24 protein-coding genes are annotated in these 26,380 nt (G+C 69.2%); 9 read left to right on the plus strand and 15 right to left on the minus strand.

Annotated elements, in window-relative coordinates; all coding sequences use genetic code 11:
• Positions 1 to 39 precede the first annotated feature (39 nt).
• A complete protein-coding gene (locus ABD357_RS33215; RefSeq protein WP_344394815.1) occupies positions 40 to 543 on the minus strand; it encodes a MarR family winged helix-turn-helix transcriptional regulator in 504 nt (167 codons plus the stop codon).
• A gap of 122 nt (positions 544 to 665) precedes the next feature.
• On the opposite strand from ABD357_RS33215, the gene ABD357_RS33220 reads away from it, so the two are divergent.
• Positions 666 to 1,469: a dioxygenase family protein gene (locus ABD357_RS33220; RefSeq protein WP_344394817.1), complete on the plus strand. Its 804-nt coding sequence runs from the start codon at positions 666 to 668 to the stop codon at positions 1,467 to 1,469.
• 64 nt (positions 1,470 to 1,533) lie between these two features.
• Here the strand turns inward: ABD357_RS33220 and ABD357_RS33225 are convergent, their stop codons facing one another.
• Entirely contained in the window at positions 1,534 to 2,052 is a 519-nt protein-coding gene (locus ABD357_RS33225) for a GNAT family N-acetyltransferase (protein ID WP_344394819.1), read from the minus strand.
• A gap of 169 nt (positions 2,053 to 2,221) precedes the next feature.
• On the opposite strand from ABD357_RS33225, the gene ABD357_RS33230 reads away from it, so the two are divergent.
• Positions 2,222 to 3,214: a sigma-70 family RNA polymerase sigma factor gene (locus tag ABD357_RS33230; protein ID WP_344394821.1), complete on the plus strand. Its 993-nt coding sequence runs from the start codon at positions 2,222 to 2,224 to the stop codon at positions 3,212 to 3,214.
• A gap of 404 nt (positions 3,215 to 3,618) precedes the next feature.
• On the opposite strand, the gene ABD357_RS33235 is transcribed toward ABD357_RS33230, so the two are convergent.
• Positions 3,619 to 4,587, minus strand: coding sequence for a helix-turn-helix transcriptional regulator (locus tag ABD357_RS33235; protein WP_344394823.1), 969 nt, complete (start codon positions 4,585 to 4,587; stop codon positions 3,619 to 3,621).
• A gap of 97 nt (positions 4,588 to 4,684) precedes the next feature.
• On the opposite strand from ABD357_RS33235, the gene ABD357_RS33240 reads away from it, so the two are divergent.
• From ABD357_RS33240 to ABD357_RS33255, 4 genes are all read left to right on the plus strand, one after another.
• Entirely contained in the window at positions 4,685 to 6,202 is a 1,518-nt protein-coding gene (locus tag ABD357_RS33240; protein ID WP_344394825.1) for an MFS transporter, read from the plus strand.
• Positions 6,203 to 6,448: 246 nt separating this feature from the next.
• Positions 6,449 to 7,210 (plus strand): DeoR/GlpR family DNA-binding transcription regulator, encoded by a 762-nt coding sequence (locus ABD357_RS33245; RefSeq protein WP_344394827.1) that lies wholly within the window; start codon positions 6,449 to 6,451, stop codon positions 7,208 to 7,210.
• Positions 7,207 to 8,154 carry a 1-phosphofructokinase gene (gene pfkB, locus ABD357_RS33250; protein WP_344394829.1) on the plus strand — a complete coding sequence of 316 codons (948 nt, stop codon included), beginning with the start codon at positions 7,207 to 7,209 and terminating at the stop codon, positions 8,152 to 8,154. Before ABD357_RS33245 ends, pfkB begins: the two co-directional genes overlap by 4 nt.
• Positions 8,155 to 8,455: 301 nt before the next feature.
• The gene (locus tag ABD357_RS33255) at positions 8,456 to 10,573 is read left to right on the plus strand and encodes a PTS fructose transporter subunit IIABC (RefSeq protein WP_344394831.1); all 2,118 of its coding nucleotides are present in this window, start codon (positions 8,456 to 8,458) and stop codon (positions 10,571 to 10,573) included.
• Between the two features lie 253 nt (positions 10,574 to 10,826).
• On the opposite strand, the gene ABD357_RS33260 is transcribed toward ABD357_RS33255, so the two are convergent.
• The 5 genes from ABD357_RS33260 to ABD357_RS33280 all read right to left on the minus strand — a co-directional run bounded on the left by ABD357_RS33260 (position 10,827) and on the right by ABD357_RS33280 (position 15,351).
• The gene (locus tag ABD357_RS33260) at positions 10,827 to 11,228 is read right to left on the minus strand and encodes a hypothetical protein (RefSeq protein WP_344394833.1); all 402 of its coding nucleotides are present in this window, start codon (positions 11,226 to 11,228) and stop codon (positions 10,827 to 10,829) included.
• Positions 11,229 to 11,687: 459 nt separating this feature from the next.
• Complete coding sequence (locus tag ABD357_RS33265) at positions 11,688 to 12,428, minus strand: DUF6227 family protein (RefSeq protein ID WP_344394835.1); 741 nt, start codon at positions 12,426 to 12,428, stop codon at positions 11,688 to 11,690.
• Between the two features lie 226 nt (positions 12,429 to 12,654).
• Positions 12,655 to 13,680, minus strand: a complete 1,026-nt coding sequence (locus tag ABD357_RS33270) for a P1 family peptidase (RefSeq protein ID WP_344394837.1) — start codon at positions 13,678 to 13,680, stop codon at positions 12,655 to 12,657.
• A gap of 10 nt (positions 13,681 to 13,690) precedes the next feature.
• Positions 13,691 to 14,203, minus strand: a complete 513-nt coding sequence (locus ABD357_RS33275) for a hypothetical protein (RefSeq protein ID WP_344394839.1) — start codon at positions 14,201 to 14,203, stop codon at positions 13,691 to 13,693.
• Between the two features lie 140 nt (positions 14,204 to 14,343).
• Positions 14,344 to 15,351 carry a hypothetical protein gene (locus ABD357_RS33280; RefSeq protein WP_344394841.1) on the minus strand — a complete coding sequence of 336 codons (1,008 nt, stop codon included), beginning with the start codon at positions 15,349 to 15,351 and terminating at the stop codon, positions 14,344 to 14,346.
• A 324-nt stretch (positions 15,352 to 15,675) separates the two neighbouring features.
• Here ABD357_RS33280 and ABD357_RS33285 point away from each other — a divergent pair, with 324 nt between their 5' ends.
• On the plus strand, positions 15,676 to 15,891 hold the full coding sequence (locus ABD357_RS33285) for a hypothetical protein (RefSeq protein WP_344394843.1): 216 nt from the start codon (positions 15,676 to 15,678) through the stop codon (positions 15,889 to 15,891).
• 28 nt (positions 15,892 to 15,919) lie between these two features.
• Here the strand turns inward: ABD357_RS33285 and mscL are convergent, their stop codons facing one another.
• From mscL to ABD357_RS33315, 6 genes are all read right to left on the minus strand, one after another.
• The gene (gene mscL, locus ABD357_RS33290; protein ID WP_344394845.1) at positions 15,920 to 16,393 is read right to left on the minus strand and encodes a large conductance mechanosensitive channel protein MscL; all 474 of its coding nucleotides are present in this window, start codon (positions 16,391 to 16,393) and stop codon (positions 15,920 to 15,922) included.
• Between the two features lie 135 nt (positions 16,394 to 16,528).
• The gene (locus ABD357_RS33295) at positions 16,529 to 17,092 is read right to left on the minus strand and encodes a CpaB family protein (RefSeq protein WP_344394847.1); all 564 of its coding nucleotides are present in this window, start codon (positions 17,090 to 17,092) and stop codon (positions 16,529 to 16,531) included.
• Between the two features lie 254 nt (positions 17,093 to 17,346).
• Positions 17,347 to 18,189 (minus strand): S-methyl-5'-thioadenosine phosphorylase, encoded by an 843-nt coding sequence (locus ABD357_RS33300; RefSeq protein ID WP_344394849.1) that lies wholly within the window; start codon positions 18,187 to 18,189, stop codon positions 17,347 to 17,349.
• A 74-nt stretch (positions 18,190 to 18,263) separates the two neighbouring features.
• Positions 18,264 to 18,584, minus strand: a complete 321-nt coding sequence (locus ABD357_RS33305; RefSeq protein WP_344394851.1) for an FmdB family zinc ribbon protein — start codon at positions 18,582 to 18,584, stop codon at positions 18,264 to 18,266.
• A gap of 68 nt (positions 18,585 to 18,652) precedes the next feature.
• Positions 18,653 to 19,942, minus strand: coding sequence for an MFS transporter (locus ABD357_RS33310; protein WP_344394853.1), 1,290 nt, complete (start codon positions 19,940 to 19,942; stop codon positions 18,653 to 18,655).
• Positions 19,943 to 20,167: 225 nt separating this feature from the next.
• Positions 20,168 to 21,673: a potassium/proton antiporter gene (locus ABD357_RS33315; RefSeq protein WP_344395060.1), complete on the minus strand. Its 1,506-nt coding sequence runs from the start codon at positions 21,671 to 21,673 to the stop codon at positions 20,168 to 20,170.
• A gap of 211 nt (positions 21,674 to 21,884) precedes the next feature.
• Here ABD357_RS33315 and ABD357_RS33320 point away from each other — a divergent pair, with 211 nt between their 5' ends.
• On the plus strand, positions 21,885 to 24,659 hold the full coding sequence (locus tag ABD357_RS33320) for a penicillin acylase family protein (RefSeq protein ID WP_344394855.1): 2,775 nt from the start codon (positions 21,885 to 21,887) through the stop codon (positions 24,657 to 24,659).
• A gap of 97 nt (positions 24,660 to 24,756) precedes the next feature.
• On the opposite strand, the gene ABD357_RS33325 is transcribed toward ABD357_RS33320, so the two are convergent.
• A complete protein-coding gene (locus ABD357_RS33325) occupies positions 24,757 to 25,320 on the minus strand; it encodes a 5-formyltetrahydrofolate cyclo-ligase (RefSeq protein WP_344394857.1) in 564 nt (187 codons plus the stop codon).
• A gap of 154 nt (positions 25,321 to 25,474) precedes the next feature.
• On the opposite strand from ABD357_RS33325, the gene galU reads away from it, so the two are divergent.
• Complete coding sequence (galU, locus tag ABD357_RS33330) at positions 25,475 to 26,377, plus strand: UTP--glucose-1-phosphate uridylyltransferase GalU (protein ID WP_344394859.1); 903 nt, start codon at positions 25,475 to 25,477, stop codon at positions 26,375 to 26,377.
• The last annotated feature ends 3 nt before the right edge of the window (positions 26,378 to 26,380 follow it).

Here is a 26,380-nt window from a genome sequence, read left to right on the forward strand (position 1 = left end):
GGAGCCGGGGCAGATTCATGCCCTGAACGAGCGAGCCTCTCAACGAAGCCAAGGCAGATCCGCGCCGGCATCCTTCGGCTCGAGCCCCTCGGCGATGATCTGCAGGGCCTCGCCGAGGGCCTTCTGCTGGTCCGGGGAAAGCCGGTCGAAGACGGCATGGCGGACGGCGTTGACGTGACCGGGCGCGGCCTGCTCCAGGACTGAGAGGCCCTGGTCAGTGATGATCGCGAACTGTCCGCGCTTGTCCGAGGGGCAGTCCTCGCGCCGCACCCAGCGGTTCTTCTCCAGCCGGGCGACGGCATGGGAGAGCCGGGACCGCGTGATCTTCATCATCATCGCGAGTTCAGTCATCCGCAGTCGCCTGTGCGGTGCCTCACTGAGGCAGGCGAGCAGAACGTAATAGATGTGCGGCATCTTCGCGTCGCGCTGCAGCTGACGGTCAAGATGGTCCTCGAGGAGGGCGGCGGCATGCACATACGCACGCCACACGCGCTGTTCCTCATCGCTGAGCCAGCGCGGCTCTTCAATGTGTGCCGTGTCCATGTACCTACTGTAGAGGACGCCTCCTTGAATTTTAAACGAAAGGGAGTTATTGTCCTTTTCAGATAAGTTGAGGGTTCAAGCATAAGAATCAAGTGCAAGGTCACCGGAGGGGAGCCGCCGCCATGTCCGCCGCCACCGAGGAGCGTTCCGTCTCCGAGCGCATGCCCGCGCTCTACCTCTCGCACGGAGCCCCGCCGCTGGCCGACGACCCCATCTGGCCCGGCGAACTGGCCGGTTGGTCAGCCGATCTGCCGCGCCCCAAGGCGATCCTCATGGTCTCCGCCCACTGGGAGGAGGCCCCGCTGGCCCTCGGCGCGATCGAGACCATCCCGCTCGTCTACGACTTCTGGGGCTTCCCCGAGCACTACTGCCGGGTCCGTTACGAGGCTCCCGGCGCCCCCGAACTCGCCGAGTCCGTACGCAAGTTGCTGCGTGCCCCCGGCACCCCCGTGCAGGACATCCCCGACCGCGGCCTCGACCACGGTGCGTACGTCCCGCTCGTCGAGATGTTCCCGGCGGCCGACATCCCCGTGCTCCAGATCTCGATGCCCACGCTCGACCCGGTCCGACTGATGGACATCGGCCGCAAGCTGGCACCGCTGCGCGACGAGGGCGTCCTGATCGTGGGCTCCGGCTTCTTCACGCACAACCTCGCTGCCCTGCGGCACACGGGCGGAGTCCCCTCCTGGTCGAGTGAGTTCGACGACTGGGGCCGCAGGGCCCTGGAGGCCGCCGACATCGACGGGCTGCTCGACTTCGAGCGCAAGTCCCCGGCGGGCCGCCTCGCCCACCCCCGCACCGAACACTTCGCCCCGCTCTTCGTGACCATGGGTGCGGCGGACGCGGTGGGCGAACTGAAGGACCAGAAGGCCGTCATCGAGGGCTTCTGGTTCGGCATGGCCAAGCGGTCGGTGCAGTTCGGCTGACGGCGTCACCCCCCGGCCGCAGCCTCTGCTGCCCCGGGGGGTGTTCCCTGTACGGGAAGCGCCACTAGAGTTCCTTCTCGTACCAGGCCACGTCCCAGTACCGTCCGAACTTCCGCCCGACCTCGCGATACGTGCCGACGTACCGGAAGCCGAAGCGCTCGTGGAGTCGTACGGACGCCTCGTTCGGCTGGGTGATTCCCGCGTACGCCCGGTGCAGGTCCTCGCGAGCCAGATCCTCGAACAGGGACTTGTACAGCAGCGTGCCGATGCCGCGCCCGCCCGCGTCGGGGGCGAGGTAGATGGTGACCTCGACCGAGGTGCCGTAGGCGGGCTTCATCTTGTAAAGGCTGGATGTGGCATAACCCAGAATCAGCTGTGAGTCCACCTCTACGGCAACCTTCAAGCGGTGCGGACCGTCTTCAGGGTGGGAGAGCAGCCAAGGGCGGCGTTCTTCCGGAGTGAAGACCGCGGTATCGAACGTGATGGGCGTCTCGCGTACGTAGTGGTTGTAGAGGTCGGTGAGAGCGACGAGGTCACCCTCGACTCCCGGCCTGACCAGCACCTCTGTACGTTCCGACGACATCTGGCCTCCCTTTGTGGCGGCACAGGGTACTGCAAGATCAGAAAAATTGAGGGGCGGGTTGGGAATTCTGTCCGGATTCCAGTCGTTGTTTCCATCGGAAGCAGGGCACCCGGAAGGGTGGCCGAACCCCCACAGATGACCCGCAAGCCCACCACGCAAGGGAGCACGCATGGCAACCCGTGCCGTCGCCCGTCACAAGTCCGCCACTGGCGAGACCGACGCGGTACGCAGCGTTCGCGCGGGCGAGATCGCCGACCGCGACCTGGTCGGCATGTACCTCGACGAGATAGCGCGTACACCGCTGCTCGACGCCGCCAAGGAGGTCGAGCTGTCCCAGACCATCGAGGCGGGTGTGTTCGCCCAGCAGATCCTCGACGGCGAGGTGACCGACGCCAAGGTCGACGCCTCCCGCGAGGAGCTGGAGGCGCTGGTGGCCGACAGTGAGCGGGCCAAGGACATCTTCATCCGCTCCAACCTGCGCCTGGTCGTCGCGGTCGCCCGCCGCTACCCCCGTAGTGGCCTTCCGCTCCTCGACCTGATCCAGGAGGGGAACGCGGGCCTGGTGCGCGCGGTCGAGAAGTTCGACTACCGCAAGGGCTTCAAGTTCTCGACGTACGCGACCTGGTGGATCCGTCAGGCCATCACACGCTCGATCGCCGACCAGTCGCGGACCATCCGGCTTCCCGTCCACCTGGTGGAGGAGCTGGGCCGGATCCGCCGAGTACAGCGCGAGTTCAACCGCGAGCACGGTCGGGAGCCGGAGCCCGCTGAGATCGCCGCGGAGCTGGGCTCGAACCCGGAGCGCGTCATAGACGTGCTGGACTGGGCCCGCGACCCGGTCTCGCTGAACATGTCGGTGGACGACGAGGGCGAGACGCAGTTCGGCGACCTGCTCGAGGACACCTCGGCGGTCTCGCCCGAGCAGTCCGTGCTCACACTGCTGCGGAGCGAGGAGCTCGACGACCTCATCGGGCGGCTCGACCAGCGCACGGCCTCGATCATCAAGATGCGGTACGGCATCGAGGACGGCCGGGAGCGCACGCTGACCGAGGTCGGCAAGGAGCACGGCCTCACCCGCGAGCGCATCCGCCAGATCGAGAAGCACGCGCTGCTGGAGCTCAAGAAGCTGGCCCGCCAGACCGGGTTCGACGCGGCGGCGTAACGCCCGGGGGTCGCCGTTCGATGGGTCGCAGACAAGAAGGTTCACGCCCGCATCAACCGCCCGAGCCCGGGCACAAGACCTCAGGGCTCCCAGGACCAAGTCCCGACGCTGTCCCCCCGGCGCCGGGACTTCCCGAGAGCCGAGCCTCCGGCGCCTCTCCCCCTGGCGCCGGGGCTCGGCTCCATCTTTGTGAGGATGCGGGGACAGGCGAAGGGCCACCCCGGACCTGAACCCCGGGGTGACCCTGTGGACACATTGTGTCACGAGGGCAGGTTCTGCGGCCCCTACTGGTAGTGGGGGACTGGTGAAGTCCGGCCAGGACGGTGCGCCCCTTCAGGGGCGCGGGGAACTGCGCGACCAGCCATAGACGGCCCGCAGTCTGAATACGCCCCCGGGCGGAGCCCTCAGCGGGGGACCGCCGCCCGAGTAAGGCGGCCCCCCAACTCCCGTACGCACTGCACCAGTTCCGCTGGTTCATGGACGACGAACTCGCAGTCCACCATGGCAAGCCGCACCGCCATCCACTCCACCTGGTCGCCGACGGCGGCCCGGAGCCGGCAGCTCTGGTCGTCAAGAGGCTCGGGAGTGCCGAGCCATTTGGGCAGCCGGGCCGCGATGACCTCCGCGGGCGCCGCGAACGTCACCTCGAACTCGTACGTCTCCTGCCGCCGGTACATCGACTGCCGCAGATACTCGGCCGCGCTCCCCGTCGGCAGCTCACGGGGCGCGAAACGGGCGCCCGTCGCGAAGGGCTCGCTGACCCGGTCGACGCGGAACGTACGCCAGTCCTCGCGGTCGAGGTCGTACGCGACGAGATACCAGCGGCGGCCGGTCGACACCAGACGGTACGGCTCGGTCAGGCGCTTCGAGGGCGTGCCGTCCCCCGAGCGGTAGGCGAACCGCAGCCGCTCTTGGCCCGCGACGGTCGAGGCCATCACGGTCAGCGTCTCGGGCGCGATGCTCGCCCCGTCCCCGCTGGTCAGGGGAGTGGTAGCGGCCTGGAGCGTGGAAACCCGGTGGCGCAACCGGCTCGGCAGGACCTGCTCCAGCTTGGCGAGCGCCCGTACGGATGCCTCGTCGACGCCCTCGAGGGCGTGCCCGGCACCGGCCCGCAGCCCGACCGCGATCGCCACCGCCTCCTCGTCGTCGAGCACGAGCGGCGGCATGGCCTTCCCGGCGACCAGCCGGTATCCGCCGTCCGCCCCCATCGTCGCCTGCACGGGATACCCCAGTTCCCGCAGCCGGTCCACATCCCGCCGTACGGTCCGCCGCGAGACCCCGAGCCGGTCGGCGAGCTCGCCGCCGGGCCATTCACGCGGGGTCTGGAGCAGGGAGAGGAGCGTGAGGAGCCTGGCCGGGGTGTCGGTGGTCATGCGTTGTCTCCCTCTCAGCGTTTCCGTTTTCTGGCTTCTTCGAGCATGCCCGACTACTAGGACACAATCTGACCTAGTAGCCCCCTAACTTCGAGGCATGACTTCCACCGAGACCCCTCGCAACAGCCCGGCCGCCACGGCCGACCGGCGACGATGGATCGCCCTCGCCATCGTGATGACCGCGGCCTTCATGGATCTGGTCGACGTCACGATCGTCAACATCGCGATCCCGTCCATCCAGCGGGAGGCCGGCGCGTCGTTCGGCCAGATCCAGTGGATCACGGCCGGATATGCGCTTGCCTTCGCCGCAGGTCTGATCACCGGCGGGCGGCTCGGCGACATCCACGGCCGTAAGCGCCTCTTCCTCATCGGCATCGGCGGATTCACGCTGGCATCGGCCCTCTGCGGGTTCGCCGTGAACCCCGAGATGCTGGTCGCCTCCCGCATCCTCCAGGGCGGTATGGCCGCGCTGATGGTGCCGCAGGTGCTGTCGATCGTGCACGCCACCTTCCCGGCGCACGAACGCGGCAAGGTGTTCGGCCTGTTCGGTGCGGTCGTCGGGCTCGGGGCGGTGTCCGGTCCGCTGCTGGGCGCGCTGCTCACCGAGTGGAACCTGTTCGGCCTCGAATGGCGCCCGATCTTCCTCATCAACCTGCCGGTGGGCATCGCGGGCCTGATCCTCGGCCGCCGCTACATCACGGAGTCCAAGGCCCCGCGCGCCCTCAAGCTGGACCTCGTCGGCGTCGCCCTCGTCACCCTCGGCCTGCTGATGCTGCTCTATCCGCTGACCCGCGGCCGTGAGCTGGGCTGGCCGATGTGGGGTTACGTCTCGATGGGCGGCGCGCTCGTGGTGTTCGCGGCGCTGGTGGCGTACGAGCGGAGGAAGACCGCGCGGGACGGTTCGCCGCTGGTCGAACTCTCCCTCTTCAAGGTCAAGAGCTTCGCGGTGGGCATCGCGGTGCAGACGGTCTTCGGGATCGCGCTCGGCATCTTCTTCCTGGTGTGGACGTTCTACATGCAGATCGGCCTCGGGTGGGGCGAGCTGCGTGCCGGCCTGACGGGCGTCCCCTTCTCGATCGCGGTGTCGATGGCGGCCGGGCTCTCGGTGCAGAAGCTGACGCCGCGGTTCGGCCGGAAGGTGCTCCAGGCGGGCGCGCTGATCATGGCCCTCGGTGTCGTGATCTACATCTGGGAGTCCGAGCGGTACGGCCTGTCCATCGCGCCCTGGCAGATGGCACTCCCGCTGGTGGTCATGGGCGTGGGCATGGGCCTGATCGTGGCGCCGCTGACGGACGCGATCCTCTCCGAGGTGCCCCGCGAGCACTCCGGCTCGGCGTCCGGCCTCATCAGCACGGTCCAGCAGATGGGCAACGCGCTCGGCCTCGGCCTGGTCTCCGTGGTCTTCTTCGGCACGATGTCCGACCACCTGCCGCGGGCCGAGGTGGGCGCGGCCTTCGTCGATGCCTTCCAGAACGCGCTGATGTGGGTCGCCGCGGTGATGACGGCCATCTTCCTGCTGATGTTCGCCCTGCCGAAGCGGCCGGCCCAGCATGTGGAGGGCGGCGAGCCGACGCCCGTCGTCGCCCTGGACAAGGAGCCCGAACTCGTGGGCTGACGCCGTCGGTTCATACCGACCCCGCCCGATCCTCAGGCCCGGTCCCCTCTTGGGACCGGGCCTGAGGGGTGTCCCATGCCCGGCCTGCCCTCCTCATGCCCTGCACTCAGGCCCTGCCTTTCTGGCTCCTTCCGACCGATGTCCGTTCGTGCCCACTTTTACGCCCCGCCCCGTTTACATGGCTGAAATTCGGGCGTACTCTCCGAGTGAAACCACACGTTCGGGCATGGACGGAGGCGAACGGACATGTACGCACCGGAGCGACAGCAGGAGATTCTCCGGCTGGCGCGTGACGGTGGCCGCGTGGACGTGGTGTCGTTGGCCGAGGAGTTCCAGGTCACGGCCGAGACGATCCGGCGGGACCTGAAGGCGCTGGACCGCGCGGGACTCGTACGCCGGGTGCACGGCGGTGCCATTCCGGCCGGCCGGCTCGACTTCGAGCCCGATCTGGCCGAGCGGGAGACCACCGCGGCCGACGAGAAGGACCGCATCGCGCAGGCCGCGCTCGCCGAACTGCCCAGCAACGGCACGATGATTCTCGACGCGGGCACGACGATCGCCCGGCTCGCCGGGGCCCTCCCGCTGGAGGGGACGCTCACCGTCGTGACGCACAGCCTCCCCATCGCGGCCCGTCTCGCCGACCACCCGGGCATCCAGCTCCACCTCGTCGGGGGGCGCGTACGGCACCGTACGCGCGCCGCTGTCGACGCCTGGGCGCTGCGGGCGTACGGAGAGATCCGTGCCGATGTCGTCTTCCTCGCCACGAACGGCTTCTCCCTCGAGTACGGACTGACCACGCCCGATCTCGCCGAGGCCGCCGTGAAGCGCGCGGCCATCGCCGCCGCACGCCGCGTGGTGCTGCTCGCCGATTCCGCCAAGCACGGCCAGCAGCACTTCGCGCGCTTCGGCGCCCTCGACGATGTGGACGTTCTGATCACCGACAGCGGGCTGAGCCCTGAAGACGCGACCGCCCTCAAACGCGGCGGCACGGAAGTGGTGCGTACATGATCCTCACGGTCACCCCCAATCCCTCGCTCGACCGGACCTACGAGATCCCCTCGCTCGACCGCGGCGAGGTCATCCGGGCCACCGGCGAACGCATGGACCCGGGCGGCAAGGGCGTCAACGTCTCGCGGGCGGTCACCGCGGCCGGCCGCCGCACCGTCGCCGTACTGCCGCTCGGCGGCGCCCCCGGCTCCCTCGTCGCCGACCTGCTCCACGCGCAGGGCATCGAGGTCGCGCCGGTCCCGGTCGCCGGGGCGACGCGCTCCAACATCGCGCTCGCGGAGGCCGACGGGGTACTCACGAAGATCAACGCACCCGGACCCGAACTCACCCCCGCCGAAGAGGAGTTGCTCCTGGAGACGGTGCGGACCCAGTCCCGCGACGCCTCCTGGATCGCCTGCTGCGGCAGCCTGCCGCGCGGCCTCGCACCGTCCTGGTACGCCGCACTGGTCGCCCGGGCGCACGCCGCCGGCACCCGCATCGCACTGGACACCTCAGGGCCGGCCCTGCTCGCGGCCCTGCGTGAACGCCCTGACGTCGTCAAGCCGAACGCCGAGGAACTGTCGGAAGCGGTCGGCCGCCCCCTCGCCACGGTCGGCGACGCGGTCAAGGCCGCCGAGGACCTGCGGGAACAGGGCGCCGGAGCCGTGCTGGCCAGCCTCGGCGCGGACGGGCAGCTGCTCGTCGAAGCCTCGGGCGTGTGGTTCGGCAGCGCGCGGGTCGACGCGGTCCGCAGCAATGTGGGCGCGGGGGACTCCTCGCTCGCCGGTTTCCTGATCGCCGGCGGGAGCGGCCCCGATGCCCTCGCCTCCGCCGTCGCGCACGGCGCCGCAGCCGTCCAGCTCCCCGGCAGCGTGATGCCGGGCCCGGCCGACCTCGACCCCGACGCCGTGACCGTCACGTCGTCGGTTCCGGTGGATCGAGTACTCACGGAGCCGGTGTCATGAATTTCCGTACTGCTACTGCCAGTTCGGCCTCTATGAGCCGTACGCCTCGTGCGGCACCTGGAACGGCACTGACGTGGCGGGGCCTCCCCTTCCCCGCCGCAGCCACGAGGAGGCGGGGTTTCCCCGGCCCCGCCTCCTCCTTCCCCGCTGACCTCGGCATATGTGACACTTCCGGCAATTCAGTCACGGTCGAGCGCGGCACATCTGAACGCAGCCCGTCTGAACGCAGCCGGTCTGAACGCAACACCCCCGTCCCCGCCCATGACTTCCCCCGGGCGATACGCGTGCGAAGGAGCCCGCGATGAGCGAGATGATCACCGCGGATCTGGTCGACCTCGACCTGTCCGCCGATACGAAAGAAGCGGCGGCGCGCGCCCTCGCCGAGCGCATGGTTGCCAAGGGCCGGGTGACCGACCTCGACGGCTTCCTCGCCGACGTGGCCGCCCGCGAAGAACAGATGCCCACCGGCCTCGACGGCGGCATCGGCATCCCGCACTGCCGCAGCGAACACGTCACCGAGCCGACGCTGGCCTTCGGTCGCAGCGCCGCCGGGATCGACTTCGGCGCTCCGGACGGGCCCGCCGACCTGATCTTCCTGATCGCCGCCCCGGCCGGGGCCGACGACGCTCACCTCACGATCCTGTCGTCGCTGGCCAGGCAGCTGATGAACACCGAGTTCACGTCCGCGCTGCGGGCGGTGGACGACGCGGAGGGGGCCGCCGTCCTGATCCGCGGGAACGAGCCCGCGGTGGCCGCGCAGGTTGCCACCACGGTGGGCAGCACCGAAGACTCCGCGGCGGGACCGGCAGGAGCGGCCTCCGCCGAAGCCACAGCGGACACCTCGGCCCCGGCCCCGGCCCCGGGCGCGAGCGCCGAGGACGGCGCGGCTCCGGAGGGCGGCGGCTCCGATGAGGGCGAGGACGCCCGGCCGTTCCGCATCGTCGCCGTCACTTCCTGCCCCACCGGCATCGCGCATACGTACATGGCGGCCGAGGCGCTGGAGAACGCGGGCCGCGACAACCCCGACGTCGAGGTCGTCGTCGAGCCGCAGGGCTCGGCGGGCTTCAACCGGCTCGACCCCGCCGTCATCGCCGCGGCGGACGGCGTGATCTTCGCGCACGATGTGCCCGTACGGGAGAAGGACCGGTTCGCCGGGAAGCCGACCGTGGACGTCGGCGTGAAGGCGGGCATCAACAAGCCCGCCGCGCTGATCGCCGAGGTCCGGGCGAAGGCCGAGCGCGGCGAGGCCACCGCGGCCGCCAAGCCCGGCGGTACGCCGGTCGAGCGGACCGGAGAGCCCGGCGAGGGCTATGGCACCAAGCTCCGCAAGTGGCTGATGACCGGCGTCAGTTACATGGTCCCGTTCGTCGCCGCGGGCGGTCTGCTCATCGCGCTCGGCTTCGCGATCGGCGGCTGGGAGATCGACAAGGCCAAGCCCGTCATCGAGCACTTCGACTGGGGTCAGGTCGACAGCTGGGGCGCGCTGCTGTTCCAGATAGGCGCCGCCGCCTTCGGCTTCCTCGTCCCGGTCCTCGCCGGTTACATCGCCTACGGCATGGCCGACCGGCCGGGTCTCGTCCCCGGTTTCGTAGGTGGCGCGATCTCACTGACGATCGGCGCGGGCTTCCTGGGCGGTCTGGCCGCTGGCCTGATCGCCGGTGGCGTGGTCCTCGGAATCCAGCGGATCAACATCCCGCCGGTACTGCGCGGCATCATGCCGGTGGTGGTGATCCCGCTGATCGGCTCGGCGGTCGTCGGGTTCCTGATGTTCGTGGTCATCGGCAAGCCGATCTCCGAGGTGCAGAAGGGCCTGACCGACTGGCTCAACGGCCTCTCCGGCACCAACGCCATCCTGCTCGGCATCCTGCTCGGCCTGATGATGTGCTTCGACCTCGGCGGCCCGGTCAACAAGGTCGCGTACACCTTCGCAACGTCCGGCATCTCGGTGGCGGACCCGAGCAGCTCGGCCATGAAGATCATGGCGGCTGTGATGGCGGCCGGCATGGTGCCCCCGCTTGGCATGGCCCTCGCGACCATCGTCCGTAAGAAGCTGTTCACCACGGCTGAGCGGGAGAACGGCAAGGCAGCCGTGGTCCTGGGCGCCTCCTTCATCACCGAGGGTGCGATACCGTTCGCGGCCGCCGACCCTCTGCGTGTCATCCCTGCCTCCATGGCGGGCGGCGCGGTCACCGGCGCGCTGAGCATGGCCTTCGGCTCGACCCTGCGTGCCCCGCACGGCGGCGTCTGGGTCACCTTGCTGATCGGCAAGCCGGTTCTTTACCTGTTGGCCATCGCGATCGGTACGGCGGTCACGGCAAGCCTGGTCATCATTCTGAAGGGCATGCGCAAGACGGGCCCGGCGACTGCGGAGTCCTCCGATGTCATGGCACCGGAGACGAAGCAGCCGGTGGCGGCGTAGGCCACGAGGATCCGGGACACGCATCGAGACAGGGCCTGAACCCTGTCCTGATGCGGGAAATTCCCCACGGAAATACCGCACGGGCCACTCCCGAGCATGACGAGGGCCTGCACAACCGTAATCGGGTTGTGCAGGCCCTCGTCATGCAGGTCCGGAGTTCACCGACAGCGCTCGGAAAAGCGGTCGATAGGGACTTCTGCTGGTGGGGCGGGAGTCGTTTCTTGCCCTCCTGCTGTTACTGCCCCGTGAAGTCTCACGAGCATCCCCAGAGTGCCACAGCCACGCCGAGAACGGTGACGCCAGCCGGTCCGCCGCCGAAGCCGAGCGCACCGAGCCACGAAACGCCGAGAGAGGCGCCACATTTACGAGCCAGAGTCTTCTGCGCTTCCGTCGGCTTCGGACCCCCGGTGTAGAAGTAGTTCTTCCCCTCGTAGGTGACGCAACCAACCGAGGGAGAGCAGTACTCCCCAGGGCGTGCCTCTCGGTACATCTGCCTCCCGCACCCCTCCTTGGCGGGATAGCAGTACTCGGACTTCTTTACCGTGACGCACTTTCCGGACGGGGCGCAGACGCGCTTCGTCGAGGCGGCATCGGCCGGGGTCGCCTGCCCCACGGTAACCATGAGCGCTGCGAGGACCGCAAGCAGAGCGATCACCCAACGATGACGTGGCGCCTTGGCGGCTGCAGCCGTTTGTATGTGCTGATGGTGAGTCACAATATCCTTCCCCCAGATAGGTTCGTTCTCCCCACGGCGCAGATCAGCGGTCAGTCTGCGTGCGCCGGAGTGTCCATGTTGCAAAGCCGGATCACCGTATCGCCCACGTTGATCTAGAGGATGGGGATTATGTGACCGGAGCGAAACGCTTCGGGGGAATTCAAGGGGGAGGTTTCGGTGACCCGCGCAAAGAAAGCCACCCGGCCGCGGCGAGCGTAGCGCTCGCCGAATGTATCGACGGCTTTCTGTGACCGTGGCGGTATAGTCCCCCGGCGCGAGAAGCGGGGCGGCCGAGATTGCCGCCCGCTTGTCTCAATTAGCAGATTTTGAGTTCTTCGTGGTACCCGCGAGACGTGTCACAGTCCGCGCCCAAAGGCAGTCCAAAGGCCTGGGTCGGCGTTACGACTCCCGCGCAGCGTGTCGCTCCATGGCATCCCGTGCAGCGTCCTCGCTCGTGTACACCTCGCACACGTGCCGCCCGTCAGGCGTAGCCGTGTGCTCGACCTCCCAGAGGGACAACTCCCGCCCGTCCAGCAGCAGGAACGCGTGCTCGTAGAGCGAGAAGCCCACCCCCCGGCCCCCATACGGCCGGCCAAACGCCTGAGTGATCTCGTGCGCGAACGCCATCCGCAGCAACTCGGCCATCTCTTCGCCCGGCCGGTCCACGTTCTCGGCCCGCCGCAGCAACCGGCGCCCATGATCCGCCGAGTCATCGAGCACGTACACATGCCGAGGCTCGGGAACCGGTGCATGCAGCGCCATGACCGGCACTTCGAACTCCGGCTCGTCCGGCGGCAGCGGCAACCGCGCGGTCGCCGCCCGCAACTCCTCCCGGTCCTCGTACACCTCGTGCTCCACATGGCTGCCGGACCCGGTGTTGTGGACCAGCTCCCACAACGTGAGCGCCGAACCGTCGGCAAGCAGCCACGTGTGCCGGTACGTCTCGCGATGCAGCCCGGCACTGTGGTGCGCGGAGTGCAGCGAACTGTCGTGCGCCAGCGCGCAGTCCAGCCGCCCTATCGTCTCGTCGGAGAGCTCGAAGGAGTTCAGGGCGCGGCCGAGGAGTCGCGCGAGATGCTCCTCAGGAGACTCGGGCGACTCGGGTGGCTCGTACGCTGCCGTCTCGTACGGAACGCTCAAGGTTTCTCCCGGCGTTGCTGCATGTCACCTTGTGGGTGCATACCGTAGCCCCTCAGTCGGACATCATGTCCGGGAACCGAGAAAACGTACGCACAGAAAACGTGGAACCCGCGTGAGAAGTTCCCAAGCGCCCTGACACAGCCTCAAACCCCCCTGCTCAGAAGGGGGCAGACGCCCCTTCCCGCGCGCCCCCGCTCACAGGCCCCCTGCCTTCCGGACTCCACTACTACTCGCCATACAACTCCCCGTACGCCGGCCACGCCCCACCCGGCCCCTCCACCGACTCGGCGGCCCGTACCGCCCGTACTATCGCCCGCGTCACCACATCCGCCCCGGCCGCGAGGATCTCGTTCAGCGCGAGAGGGTTCTCCTCCGCCAGCGGACGCGCCCCCGTGGCGAGCGCGAACACCGTGTCCCCGTCGTTGAGCAGATGCACCGGCCGTACGGCGCGCGCGATGCCGTCGTGCGCCGTCCCCGCCAGCTTCTGCGCCTGCGCCTTCGACAACTCCGCGTCGGTGCCGACCACCGCGAGCGTGGTGTTCAACGGGGGAGCGCCGTTCTTCGCCGCGGTCTCGGCCAGCCGCGCCCGCGCCGCTTCGTGCACCTCCTTCGCCGGATACGTCACACGTCCCTGAAGCAGTTCCCCGTACAACGCCCCCGTCAGTGGATCCACCGCCGACCCCGCCGCGTTGGCCACCACCAGCGCCGCCACCGTGACTCCCGAGTCGAGCACGGCGCTCGCGCCGCCGACCCCTCCCTTCATGCTCCCGACCGCCGCTCCCGTGCCGGCGCCCACGCAGCCCTCCTGGACCGGCGCGCCGAGCTCGCTCGCGGCGGCTGCCGCCACCGCCTCGCGTCCGGTCGCAGCGTCGGGCCTGGCCCGGAAGTCGCCGCCGCGCCCCAGGTCGAAGACACAGGCTGCCGGGACGACCGGCACCACGTGCGCCGGATCGGGCCCGACGCGTACCCCGCGCCCCCTCTCCTCCAGCCAGGCCATCACGCCCGCCGCCGAGTCCAGCCCGTACGCACTGCCGCCGGTCAGGACCAGCGCCTCGACCTTTCGCACCACGTTGCGTGGATCAAGGGCATCGGTCTCCTTGGTGCCGGGTCCGCCGCCGCGCACGTCCACGGCTGCGACGGCACCGCCCTCCGGGGCCAGGACGACCGTCGTACCGGTCAGCCAACCACCGCCGGTCCGCGTGGCATGCCCCACGCGCAGTCCGGCCACATCTGTCAGAGCGCCAACTGTCATGGCACTGTTCCTAGGGTTGTTGGCCGGTGTTGGTCAACTCGCCGTATTCCGGATGTCTGGTCCGGTGGCCCTCCGAACGGTCTTGAGGGCCGGGGAACAGCGCGAGCTGGTCACCTCGGTGCAGTCGGGTCTTGCCGCCCGGGTGGGGCGTGCTCGATGTCCTGGGTGGGCTCGCGGTCCCGCACGCCCGCGGCAGGGATGCGGCCTGGCCGGTAGCTCTCCGCGCCACCATCCTCCGGTGGTGGCCGGTCACACCTGGCCGACGCCGGATCCCGTACCCGAGGGCGCGCCGTCCGATGGCCACCGCGGCTGCGTGGTGCCGGGTGACCGTGGTCTTCTTCGATTGCTCCTGCAGAGGCCTGGTCCAGTGCTGGCCACCCCAGCGGCTGGTGTAGGCCGGGTCCACCGCGACCACCACCAGCCCGGCGTGATACGCCATGCCGCGCAGCCGTTCGCGGAAGCGGGCGGTGGGGATACCGGCCACGGTGCGGCGGAACGCCTTCCCGCGCCGCCCGCGGCCCATGGTCTCCCGCCCGGCCTGGCGGGCATCAGTGAAGCCCAGGTTCTCGATGGCGATCCCGGCGCAGGCCTCCTCGCGGGCGAGGGCGATCAGTGTGCTGATCGCGGCGCGTAGTCTGCCATCCCGGGTGGCCGTCGGGCCGGTCAGGTCCAGCGGGACGGTGACGGGTTCGCCGATGGGGTTGCCGTGCGATCGAGGAGGCAGGCGGCGAGGTGGTCGGTGTTCAGGTCGACGCCCAGCAGCCGCGTACCGCGTGCCGTGAGCTCGTGCGGGGTGGGCGGCACGGTGGTGTCGGCGGACCAGCTGGCGTCGAGGTACCAGCGGTCGCGGGCCGGGTCGCAGGTGATGTCGTAGCGCACGGCCCGGTGGGCGGTGACCCGGTCCAGCCACTCGCCGCGGCGGTGGTGGAAGGTGACGGTGCAGCCCAGCCGGTAGCGGCCGCGGGGAGCGTTGGCCAGGTGCCGCAGCGGCTCGGGCAGCACGATGCTCACCGTGCCCTCGCCGGGGTCGACCGCGATGGTGTAGTTGCCGTGCGGGGCACCGGACTCGCCGTCGGCGGTCAAAAACAGCCTCGCCGCCTCCCACCGCCGGCGCCACTGGGCCTCGGTGAGTTGGGCGTCGGCCAGGTGGTGCCGCAGCCTGGCCAGGCGCCGCCCGCCGACGGTGACGGATGGCCGCCAGGAGGCGATCTTCTGCTCCACCGCGGCGAGTTGGGTCTGCAGCAGGTGCAGGCGGCGCTGTTTGTGGGCCCGTTCACTCTGGTCGGCGTAGCCGCGCGCCCCGCTCTTCGAGCGCTGGCCGCAGGGGACGGCCAGACGGCGGCTGATGGTGCCGATGGCCCGGCACAGGCTCGCGCGCTCGTCGAACAGGCAGCGCATCGCCAGCTGGTACTGATCCTCGCTGGCTCGGGTCATCGCCCCCGCCCAGCGGGAGGACGACACCGCGGTGAGCTTCTTCTTCCGCTCCGCCCGCCGGGCATCCTTCCCGGCAACCTGCCCGATCCCGACCCGCTCGGCCAGATCCGCCCGCTGATGACGACCCAGGTGCTCACCCACCAGCCGCAACACCTTCTCATCGCCGGCTTCCAGCCGCAGCCGGTCCCGGATCCGCACCCCCGACGGCGCGGCCACAGTGAACGGAGCCGCCAGCACACGCAGCTCCCGCCTCCTCCCGTGCCTGCGCGCCACGACTGCCCCTACCCTCCCCGGTCGCTGCGAACTCAGCTGCCAGCACCGATCATGCGTTCCCCGTGCCCACGCGATCCACAAAACCAGCCCCGTTCACCCGCACGAGGGACACAACAGCCAACCGGTGCCAAACAACCCAACCAACAGCTGTCCACCCAGCGTCGACGAGACGCCCGAGCCCGCACGAGTGGGGACGCATACGAGACGAGCACGCCAGGGAACGCACGTAAAGGGAATCCGGATATGCCACCCGAACCCGGCCCATCCCCAGGGCCGTACCCTGAAGCCATGAGCAGCACCCCCGCCCCCGAACCCCACCCCGAGCCTTCCCAGGGGGTGGCCCCGGCTCCCCGGGACCCCCGCAAGCCCGCGCTGGTCTTCGACGATCCGTTGAGCCAGCAGTCCGCGGACGACTCGGACGGTGGGTGGGGCGAGCGGCCCAGCGGTGACAGCGCCGGGGACCTGGCCCGCTTCCTGGACGAGAAGCCGCCCCACCACATCTGAGCCCGGCAGACCTTACGGGCGGTGGGCGCTATTGCTCGGCGTGCCCCGAGCCGCGCTGCGCCACCAGGGCGTCGCGGATCTCCTTCAGGACCTCCAGCTCGGTCACCTCGATGACCTCGTGCATGCCCTCCTTCGCCTTCTGGCGGGCCGCCTGCCGGGCCAGGTACTTGGACATCGGCAGCACCATCAGGAAGTAGACGACGGCAGCCGTTATCACGAACGAGAGCGTCGCGCCGAGCACCGAGCCCCACATGATCCGGACCCCCTCCGCGGTGGCGCCGGCGCCTGTGCAGGGTGCCTTGATGCAGGAGCTGTAGTTGTCCAGGTTTTTTGTGCCGATCGCGCCCACCAGGGGATTGATGACTCCCTGCACCATGGAGTTGACGATGTTCGTGAAGGCTGCGCCGATGACCACCGCCACTGCCAGATCGACGACGTTCCCGCGCATCAGGAAGGTCTTGAAGCCCTCCAAGACGCTCGGATCCTTCTTGCTCTCGCTCACCAGGGAGCCCCTTTTCAGCCGTACGAGTTGTGGAGTGAACAGCTCCGCAACCTACGGCAGGGCGTGGCGACCTTGTCCAACGCCCCAGCTCCAACGAGCGACCTGACAGCCAACCGGTGATCCTCTTGAGCAGGTTCAGCACAGGGTCACCGCCAATCGCGAGGTCGCGCCGGCTCCGGCCAGCCGCACCGCCGTCTGCCGCGGCACCGACAGCACGACCAGCGCGCCGCCCTCGGCCACACCGTCCAGGGCCTCGGGCACCTTCGTCACCCGTACCCCGCGTGCGACCACCCGCGCGTCACCGCCACCCACCGCCGACTCCTCAGCCGCGACGACATCGACACGATCGCCCGGCCGCAAAAGCCGTACCGTCGCGCCGTCGGCGATGCGCACCGGCGCCGTCACCATCTCGACGGCCTGCCGCTCCTGCGCGGGAGCGCCCGCCATCCTCGACTCCGCCGCGGCAGGCGGAGCACTGGCGGAGGGGGCCCGCGCCCGGCCGGCGTCCCGTGGACCCGCCGCGACCAGCGCGGCAGCGGTCACGGCGAGCCCCGCGGCCACGGCCCGCCTTCTGTGCCGTACGAGCCGTCGCAGTTGGTACCGCCCGCCGCGCACCCGGACGGGGGTGAAGTGCGGCACCTCGCAGGTACCGGGCGCGTCCGTGCCCAACGGGCGCGGAAAGGAAGGGAGGAGCGACACGAGAACCACCACCAGCGGTCGGGATTTCGGCTTGCGATGCCAGACTGCGGCCTCGCGCCGAATCCCGCTGTGGCCCGTGGACTACCGACCGGTTGTGGACAATTCGCTCACTCGAAGGGGGAGTTCCACCCCCAGTCGAGCTGTCCACAGAACCACCGAGCCGTCCACAGAGCCCAAGCCAGAGCCCCAAGCCAGAGCCCCAAAGCCAGGCCTCGAGCCGTCCGCCGAGCCACCCTGAGAGGACTCGGGCCGCTCTACGGCAGCTCGAACCCGGGATCCATCCCGCCCAGCGCCTTCGCGCACAGACAATCCCGCGCGCCGTTCTCAGGCAGTCCGGCCACCGCGTCGAACAGCACACCCCGCAGCCGTTCCACATTCGCCGCGAACACCTGCAGCACCTCCTCGTGCGAGACGCCTTCGCCGGTCTCGGCGCCCGCGTCGAGGTCGGTGACCAGGGTCAACGACGTGTAGCAGAGCTCGAGTTCACGGGCGAGCGCCGCCTCGGGGTGCCCGGTCATGCCCACCACCGACCAGCCCTGCGCCTGGTGCCACAACGATTCGGCTCGGGTGGAGAACCTCGGCCCCTCGACCACCACGAGGGTCCCGCCGTCCACCGGCTCCCAGTCCCGGCCGCGGGCCGCCTCCAGAGCGGCCTCGCGCCCGACGGGGCAGTACGGGTCGGCCAGAGACACATGAACCACGTTCGGCACCTGGCCGCCGGGCAACGGCATCCCGTCGAAGTACGTCTGCTCCCGGGACTTCGTACGGTCCACCATCTGGTCCGGTACGAGCAGTGTTCCCGGACCGTACTCCTGACGCAGCCCGCCGACCGCGCAGGGCCCGAGCACCTGGCGCGCCCCGACGGAGCGCAGCGCCCACAGGTTGGCGCGGTATTTGATGCGGTGCGGCGGCAGATGGTGGGCGCGGCCGTGGCGGGGGAGGAAGGCGACCCGCCGCCCCGCGATCTCGCCCAGGAAGAGGGAGTCGCTGGGTGCCCCGTAGGGCGTGGCCACCTGTATCTCGGTTACATCGTCGAGGAAGGAGTAGAAGCCCGAGCCGCCAATGACGCCGATCTCGGCGTTCTCCGTGTTCGCCATGACCGCACCCTAACCGGGCCCGGAAACGCCGCGGACCCCGCCGTCGTACGACGACAGGGTCTTGTAAGAAAGCCTTACGCGGCCGAGCTGCTGCTCGAGGAGGCGCCGGTGCCGGACGACGACGAGTCCGAGGAGGACGAGGTCGTGGTGGACGACGAGGTCGTGGAGGCGGCGTTCGACGAGGAGGACGACTTTGCCGTCGAGCTGCTCGACGAGGAGCCGCGGCTGTCGTTGCGGTAGAAGCCGGAGCCCTTGAAGACGATGCCGACCGCGGAGAACACCTTCTTCAGGCGGCCGTCACAGCTGGGGCATTCGGTCAGGGCGTCCTCGGTGAACTTCTGCACCACCTCGAGGCCCTCGCCGCATGCGGTGCACTGGTACTGGTAGGTCGGCACTTGTCTTCCTCCTGGCACTCTCACTCGATGAGTGCTAACGACCATCAATAGTGACCTATTCCTCGCGTTCAGTCCACTGCCAGCGAAACGCGGTGACCGACGCCACGTGCGACGGTCCGGCCTGCCGGCCTGGGCACGAGCCGCGAGCGCAGCGCCACGAGCGTCGCCAGAGCCAGCAGCGTCCCGCCCATCGGGACGAGGAAGCCGGCACCGCCCCAGAGGCGGTCCTCCAGTTGTCCGGCGACGGTGACGGCCACCGCCTGCCCGAGCGCGACCGCTCCGGTCATCCAGGTGAAGGCCTCCGTGCGGGCGCCTGCCGGCACCAGGCCGTCGACCAGCGTGTAGCCGGTGATCAGGGCGGGCGCGACGCACATGCCGACCAGGAGGCCGACTCCGGCGAGGGCGACCACGGAGTCCGCGGCCCACAGACCGGAGGCGGTCAGGGCCAGTGCCGTGTACCCGATGACCAGACGGCGGCGCGGGGCCGTCTTCCAGGCGATGGCCCCGCAGACGATCCCGGAGAGCATGTTGCCCGCGGCGAACGTGCCGTACAGGACGCCGTTCAGGCCGGGCTCGCCGATCGACTCGGTGAACGCGGCGAGCGCGACCTGCAGACCGCCGAAGACGGAACCGATGCCCAGGAAGGCCACGATCAAGACACGTACACCGGGGATCGACACAGCGGAAGCGCGCTCCACGCGCGCGTGCTCCTCGAGACGTACAGCGGGCTGCGTGCTCTTCTGGGCCGCGAACAGCAGGCCGCCGACCAGGGTCAGCGTGGCCTCTGTGAGCAGGCCGGCCGCCGGGTCCACGGTGGTGCACAGCGCGGTCGCCAGCAGCGGGCCGAGTACGAAGGTCAGTTCGTCGGTGACGGACTCGAAGGCGGCCGCGGTCGTCATCAGGGGCGATCCCTGGAGCTTGACGCCCCAGCGTGCCCGCACCATGGGCCCTATCTGTGGCACGGAGGCGCCGGTCGGGACGGCTGCCGCGAACAGCGTCCATAGGGGAGCATCCGTGAGCGCGAGCGCCGTCAGGGAGAGACCCGCAAGGGTGTGGACGAGGACGCCGGGCACCAGGACGGCGCGCTGTCCGTGACGGTCGGCGAGACGTCCGGTGAGGGGCGCGAACAGCGCCATGGAGACACCGGTCGCGGCGGCGACGGCACCGGCAGCCCCGTACGAGCCGGTGGTGTGCTGCACGAGCAGTACCAGGGACAGCGTCAGCATCGCGAACGGCTGCCGCGCGGCGAATCCGGGGAGCAGGAACGTCCAGGCGCCACGCGTGCGCAGCAGTTGCCCGTATCCGGGGCGGGAGGAGCCCGATGTCCTGGGGGACTCGGAGGTGACCGTGGATGCCACGGCCCGTGCCTTTCTGCCACCTGGTGGCGCGCCCGTGCGGGAGGCGCCGAGAGCTGTCCTCTTGCGCGGAACTGCGGTAGATACCGGGCCCCTGTCAGGGCAGCGGCCGCCATACGGTCGCGCCAGCTCTGCGTCAGGCAGAGGTGGTTCGATCTGGGTGCGCCTTCATCGTACAGGCATCAGTAATCGTGCCCCTGGGAAAGCGAGAATCCCGGCCGCTTTCACTTACGAAGCGCCGTTACCGCCCGTTCCCAGCCATCCCGCCAGCTTGCCGCCCTGCCCGACCGCCCGGAGCCGGCGCTCGGCCGCGTCCCGGACGGGGTCCGTGGCCACCACGAGGAGTTCGTCGCCACGTTGCAGGATCGTCGTGGGCAGCGGGACGAACGATTCTCCGTCCCGTACGACCAGCGTGACCGCGGCGCCCGGGGGCAGCCGTAGCTCGTTGATCTCGACGCCGTGCATTCTCGACGCCTCCGGGATCGCGACGGACAGCAGATGTCCGCGCAGTCGCTCCAGGGGCGCCGATTCGATGCCCAGGTCGGCTGCCTCGGCGGCGGACTTGTCCAGGCTCAGCTTCCGAGCCAGCCAGGGGAGGGTCGGGCCCTGTACGAGGGTGTAGACGACGACCAGTATGAAGACGATGTTGAAGATGCGACGGCTCTCCTCGACGCCGCTCACCATCGGGATCGTGGCCAGGACGATGGGCACGGCGCCGCGCAGGCCCGCCCAGGACATCAGGACCTGCTCCTGCCACGGCAGCCGGAACGGCAGCAGCGCGATCACGACGCTCAGGGGACGCGCCACCATGGTCAGCACCAGGCCGATGACGAGCGCGGTCCAGAAGTCGTCCGTCAGCTCGTGCGGTGTGACCAGCAGGCCGAGCAGGACGAACATGCCGATCTGGGCGATCCAGCCGAGCCCTTCGGCGAAGCCGCGGGTGGCGGGCCAGTGCGGCAGCTTCTGGTTGCCGAGCACCATCGACGCCAGGTACACGGCGAGGAAGCCGCTGCCGTGGGCGAGCGCCCCGCCCGCGTACGCCATGACCGCGATGGCCATGACGGCGATCGGGTAGAGGCCGGAGGCGGGCAGTGCCACATGGCGCAACCCGTAGGCGCCGAGGAATCCCACCGCGAGCCCGATGGCCGCGCCGATGGCCAGCTCCAGAACTATCGTGCCGAGCAGCGCGTACCAGTGCTCCACCGGACCGGCAGTGGAGAAGGCGACGACGAGGATGACCACCGGAGCGTCGTTGAAGCCGGACTCGGCCTCCAGCATGCCCGTCAGGCGGGCGGGGAGGGGCACTTTGCGCAGCACCGAGAAGACCGCCGCCGCGTCCGTCGAGGAGACCACCGCACCGACGATGAGCGCCTGCCGCCACTCCAGATCGATCAGGTAGTGGGCCGCCGTCGCCATGACGCCGACACTCACCGCGACACCCACCAGCGCCAGTGACGAGGCGGCCGGAAGCGCCGGCTTGATCTCCCGCCACTTCGTGCCGAGACCGCCCTCTGCCAGGATCACGACCAGGGCCGCGTACCCGAAGACCTGGGTCAGTTCGGCGTTGTCGAACTGGATGCCGCCGACGCCGTCCTGCCCCATGGCGACGCCGATGCCCAGGTAGACCAGCAGGCTGGGGAGCCCGCTGCGCGAGGAGATGCGAACCGCTGCCACCGCGACGAGCAGAACGAGCGAGCAGATGAGCAGGAGCTGGTTGAGGTCGTGGACAGTCAGGGGTTGCTCCCCTCTCGGTGGTGCAAGTGCTTCGTTAGCTTACCTAACTCTTGACGCTTTCTTGACGATCGCGCATGTGGCCCCGATCGCCTGAAACTGTCCGTTCCCGACTCCGCGTCAAGGCGCGTCGAGCCCTGACCTATGGTTGCTCCAGCGTTCAGTCAAAAGCACGGCCCCGCCTGCCGCTCGCGTGAGGACAGCAAGGACAGCGATGCCCCCCAACACCACCTCTTCTTCTGGTCAGACGCGCGGCAAGTCCGGCAGGAAGAAGGGGCGCAGAACCCGTCTGATCTTGATCGTCCTGGTCCTGGCCATCATCGGGGGCGTCGGATACGGGGCGTTCTGGTCCATCAGCACCGTGCGCGCCTCCTTCCCGCAGACCAAGGGATCGGTCCACCTGGACGGTCTGTCAGGGCCCGTGGACGTCAAGCGTGATGCCAACGGGATCCCGCAGATCTACGCCGCCACCGACGAGGACCTGTTCATGGCGCAGGGCTATGTCCAGGCGCAGGACCGGTTCTACGAGATGGACGTACGCCGCCACATGACGTCCGGCAGGCTCTCCGAGATGTTCGGCAAGGGCCAGGTCGACAACGACGAGTTCCTGCGCACCCTCGGCTGGAAGCGGGTCGCGGAGGAGGAGTACAAGACCAAGCTGTCGGCCGAGACGAAAAAGTACCTCCAGGCGTACGCCAAGGGAGTCAACGCCTATCTCCAGGGCAAGGACGGCGGAGACATCTCGCTGGAGTACGCGGCGCTCGGTTTCTCCAACGACTACAAGCCGGCGGAGTGGACGCCGGTCGACTCGGTGTCCTGGCTCAAGGCGATGGCCTGGGACCTGCGCGCCAACATGCAGGACGAGATCGACCGCTCCCTGATGACCAGCCGTCTCGGCCCGCAGCAGATCGCCGACCTGTACCCGCAGTACCCGTACGACCGGAACAAGACGATCGTCCAGGAGGGCGAGTACAACCGGAGCACCCAGGAGTACGAGCAGAGCGGCGGCACAGACGCGTCCGCGGGGGGCTCCGGGCTCGCCGGCGGCGCCACGGCCCAGGACGGTCTCCAGAGCCAGCTGTCGGGCCTCTACGACGAACTGGACGACGTCCCCACGGCCGTCGGTGTGAACGGCAACGGCATCGGCTCCAACTCCTGGGTCATCGGCGGCGCCCACACCATCAGCGGCAAGCCGCTCCTTGCCAACGATCCGCATCTGTCGCCGTCGCTGCCGTCGGTCTGGTACCAGATGGGCCTGCACTGCAAGAGCGTCTCGGACAAGTGCCAGTACGACGTCTCGGGGTACACCTTCGCGGGCCTGCCGGGCGTGGTCATCGGCCACAACCAGAACATCGCCTGGGGGATGACCAACTCCGGTGCCGACGTCGCCGACCTGTATCTGGAGAAGCTCACCGGGGACGGCTACGAGTACGACGGCAAGGTGCAGGCCTTCGAAACCCAGCAGGAGACCATCAAGGTCGCCGGCGGCGCGCCCAAGAAGATCGTCGTCCGCACCGTCCGCATCCCTGAGGACGACGGGAGGCCGGGGGGCAGGATGCCCCTGCTGTCCGACCGCGACGACGAGCTCGTGAAGGTCGGCAAGAAGGCCGGCGTCGACCAGTCGGCACCCGACCGCGGCGACGGCTACGGCATTGCCCTGCGCTGGACCGCCCTGGACCCCGGCACCTCGATGGACGCCGTCTTCGCGATGAACAAGGCCACCGACTGGAACGGCTTCCGCAAGGCCGCCGCCCTGTTCGACGTGCCCTCGCAGAACCTGATCTACGCCGACACGGAGAACAACATCGGCTACCAGCTGCCCGGCAGGATCCCCAAACGCGGTGAGGGCGACGGCTCGCTCCCGTCGCCCGGCTGGGACTCCGAGTACGAGTGGACCGGCTACATCAAGCAGTCCGAGCTGCCCTACGAGTACAACCCGGACCGCGGCTACATAGTCACCGCCAACCAGGCCGTGGTCGACAAGGAGAAGTACCCCTACACGCTGACCACGGACTGGGGCTACGGCACACGCAGCCAGCGGATAACCGATCTCATCGAGTCGAAGCTCAAGGGCGGCGGCAAGGTCTCGACCGACGACATGCGCCAGATGCAGCTCGACAACAGCAGCGAGATCGCCAAGCTCCTGGTGCCCTTGCTGCTCAAGATCGACGTCCCCGACAAGGACGTACGGGACGGGCAGAAGCTCCTTGAGGGCTGGAACTACACCCAGGACGCCGATTCGGCGGCTGCCGCCTACTTCAACGCGGTCTGGCGCAACATCCTGAAGCTCGCGTTCGGCAACAAGCTGCCCAAGGAACTGCGGGTCGAGGGCCAGTGCCTGTACGTCGAGCCGGTCGACACGACCGGTCCGGCCGACGAGGACCGGCGGGTGCGGGAGTGCGGCGAGCGTGACGCGGACAGCGCGCAGCCGGACGGCGGCGACCGCTGGTTCGAGGTGGTCAGGTCGATCCTCGACGACGAGGACAGCGACTGGTGGCAGGCGCCCGGCAACCGCACCGACAAGGCGGCCACGAACCGCGACGAGCTCTTCGGGCGGGCCCTGGAGGACGCCCGCTGGGAGCTGACCGCCAAGCTCGGCAAGGACATGGACACCTGGAACTGGGGCCGCCTGCACCGGCTGTACCTGAAGAACCAGACCATGGGCACCGACGGCCCCGGCTTCCTGCAGTTCATGCTCAACCGCGGCCCGTACAACATGGGCGGCGGCGAGGCCGCGGTCAGCGCCACCGGCTGGAACGCCGCGGGCGGCTACACGGTGGTCTGGGTGCCGTCGATGCGGATGGTGGTGAACCTCGACGACTTCGACAAGTCGAAGTGGATCAATCTCACCGGCGCCTCCGGGCACGCCTACAGCGCCCACTACATCGACCAGACCGACAAGTGGGCCAAGGGCGAGTTGCTGGACTGGGTCTCCACGGAGAGGGCGGTCGACGAGAACACCGAGGACACGCTGCTGCTGAAGCCCTGAGCCGGACAGCGGGCCTTCGGTAGCCCTCCCGTGAAAATGGCCCTCCACGCGCGTGGAGGGCCATTTCGCTGATCTGCCTCTCCAGGCAGATCAGCCTCTACGGGCGCCGGCGGAAGCGACGTACTCCCGAAGGGGTGACCACCGCGTGCACCGGCCGGTCATGCGGTTCCTCGGGGACACGATCGACCACTTCGGAGTCGTACAGCAGCACCACCAGCGCCGGATCGGCCCCCGCCCGCTCCAGGCGCGCGAGTACCCGGTCGTACGACCCGCCACCGCGACCGAGCCGCATCCCGCGCGCGTCCACGGCGAGCCCCGGCAGCAGGACGGCATCGGCCGAGAGCACGGCATCCGGTCCGAGGCGCTCGCCCGCGGGCTCCAGGAGGGCCATTTTTCCCCGGTGTTGTACGCGGACGAGCGAGCCCGGACCGTCGTACGCACCCCAGTCCAGGTCGTTGTCCGCCATCAGGGCCGGCAACAGAACGCGTACCCCGCGCGCGTGGAGCGCGTCGAGGAGCGCGCGCGTACCCGGCTCGCTCCCCACGGACACGTACGCCGCCACGGTGCGCGCCTGCGCAAGTTCGGGCAGCTCCAGGGCGCGAATGACGAGTGCGGCTTCCGTTTCTTGTCCGTCATCAGCCGTCAACCGGCCTCTCACCATGAGGAACTCCTGCCGCAACATTCGCTTGCCAGGCTCCGCATCCGGTCTCGGCCGACTCACAACCAGCTCCCGTACTCTCGCTGATGCACTCATATGAGAGCGAATTAACCGGAGCCACATATTCCGAACATTGGCACCGGATAAGGTGACGGGCATGACTCAGGCACACCCCAGGATCAGCAAGGCTGTCATCCCCGCAGCAGGCCTCGGTACCCGGTTCCTGCCGGCCACCAAAGCCACTCCCAAGGAGATGCTGCCGGTCGTCGACAAGCCGGCGATCCAGTACGTGGTCGAGGAAGCCGCCTCCGCGGGCCTCGACGATGTCCTCATGATCACAGGTCGCAACAAGCGCCCCCTTGAGGATCATTTCGACCGCAACTACGAGCTGGAATCGGCCCTTCAGAAGAAGGGCGACGCCAACCGGCTCGCCAAGGTGCAGGAGTCCAGCGACCTCGCGACCATGCACTACGTCCGCCAGGGCGACCCCAAGGGCCTCGGTCACGCCGTCCTGTGCGCTGCCCCGCACGTCGGCCACGAGCCCTTCGCCGTCCTCCTCGGCGACGACCTGATCGACCCGCGCGACCCTCTGCTGGCGCGCATGGTCGAGGTCCAGGAGCAGTACGGCGGCAGCGTCATCGCCCTCATGGAGGTCGCGCCCGAGCAGATCCACCTTTACGGATGCGCGGCCGTCGACACCACCGCGGACAGCGACGTGGTCAAGGTCCACGACCTGGTCGAGAAGCCGTCCGCGGCGGACGCCCCGTCGAACTACGCGATCATCGGCCGCTACGTCCTCGACCCGCACGTCTTCGACATACTCCGCAAGACCGAGCCGGGCCGCGGCGGCGAGATCCAGCTCACCGACGCCCTCCAGCAGCTCGCCGCCGACGAGAAGGTCGGCGGGCCCGTGCACGGCGTCGTCTTCAAGGGCCGCCGCTATGACACCGGCGACCGAGGCGACTACCTGCGTGCCATTGTCCGACTCGCGTGCGAACGTGAAGACCTGGGCCCGGACTTCCGGACCTGGCTTCGCAGTTACGTCACCGAGGAGATGTAGCAA

Source organism: Streptomyces vastus, from assembly GCF_039532825.1.
In the GTDB taxonomy this organism is placed as follows: domain Bacteria; phylum Actinomycetota; class Actinomycetes; order Streptomycetales; family Streptomycetaceae; genus Streptomyces; species Streptomyces vastus.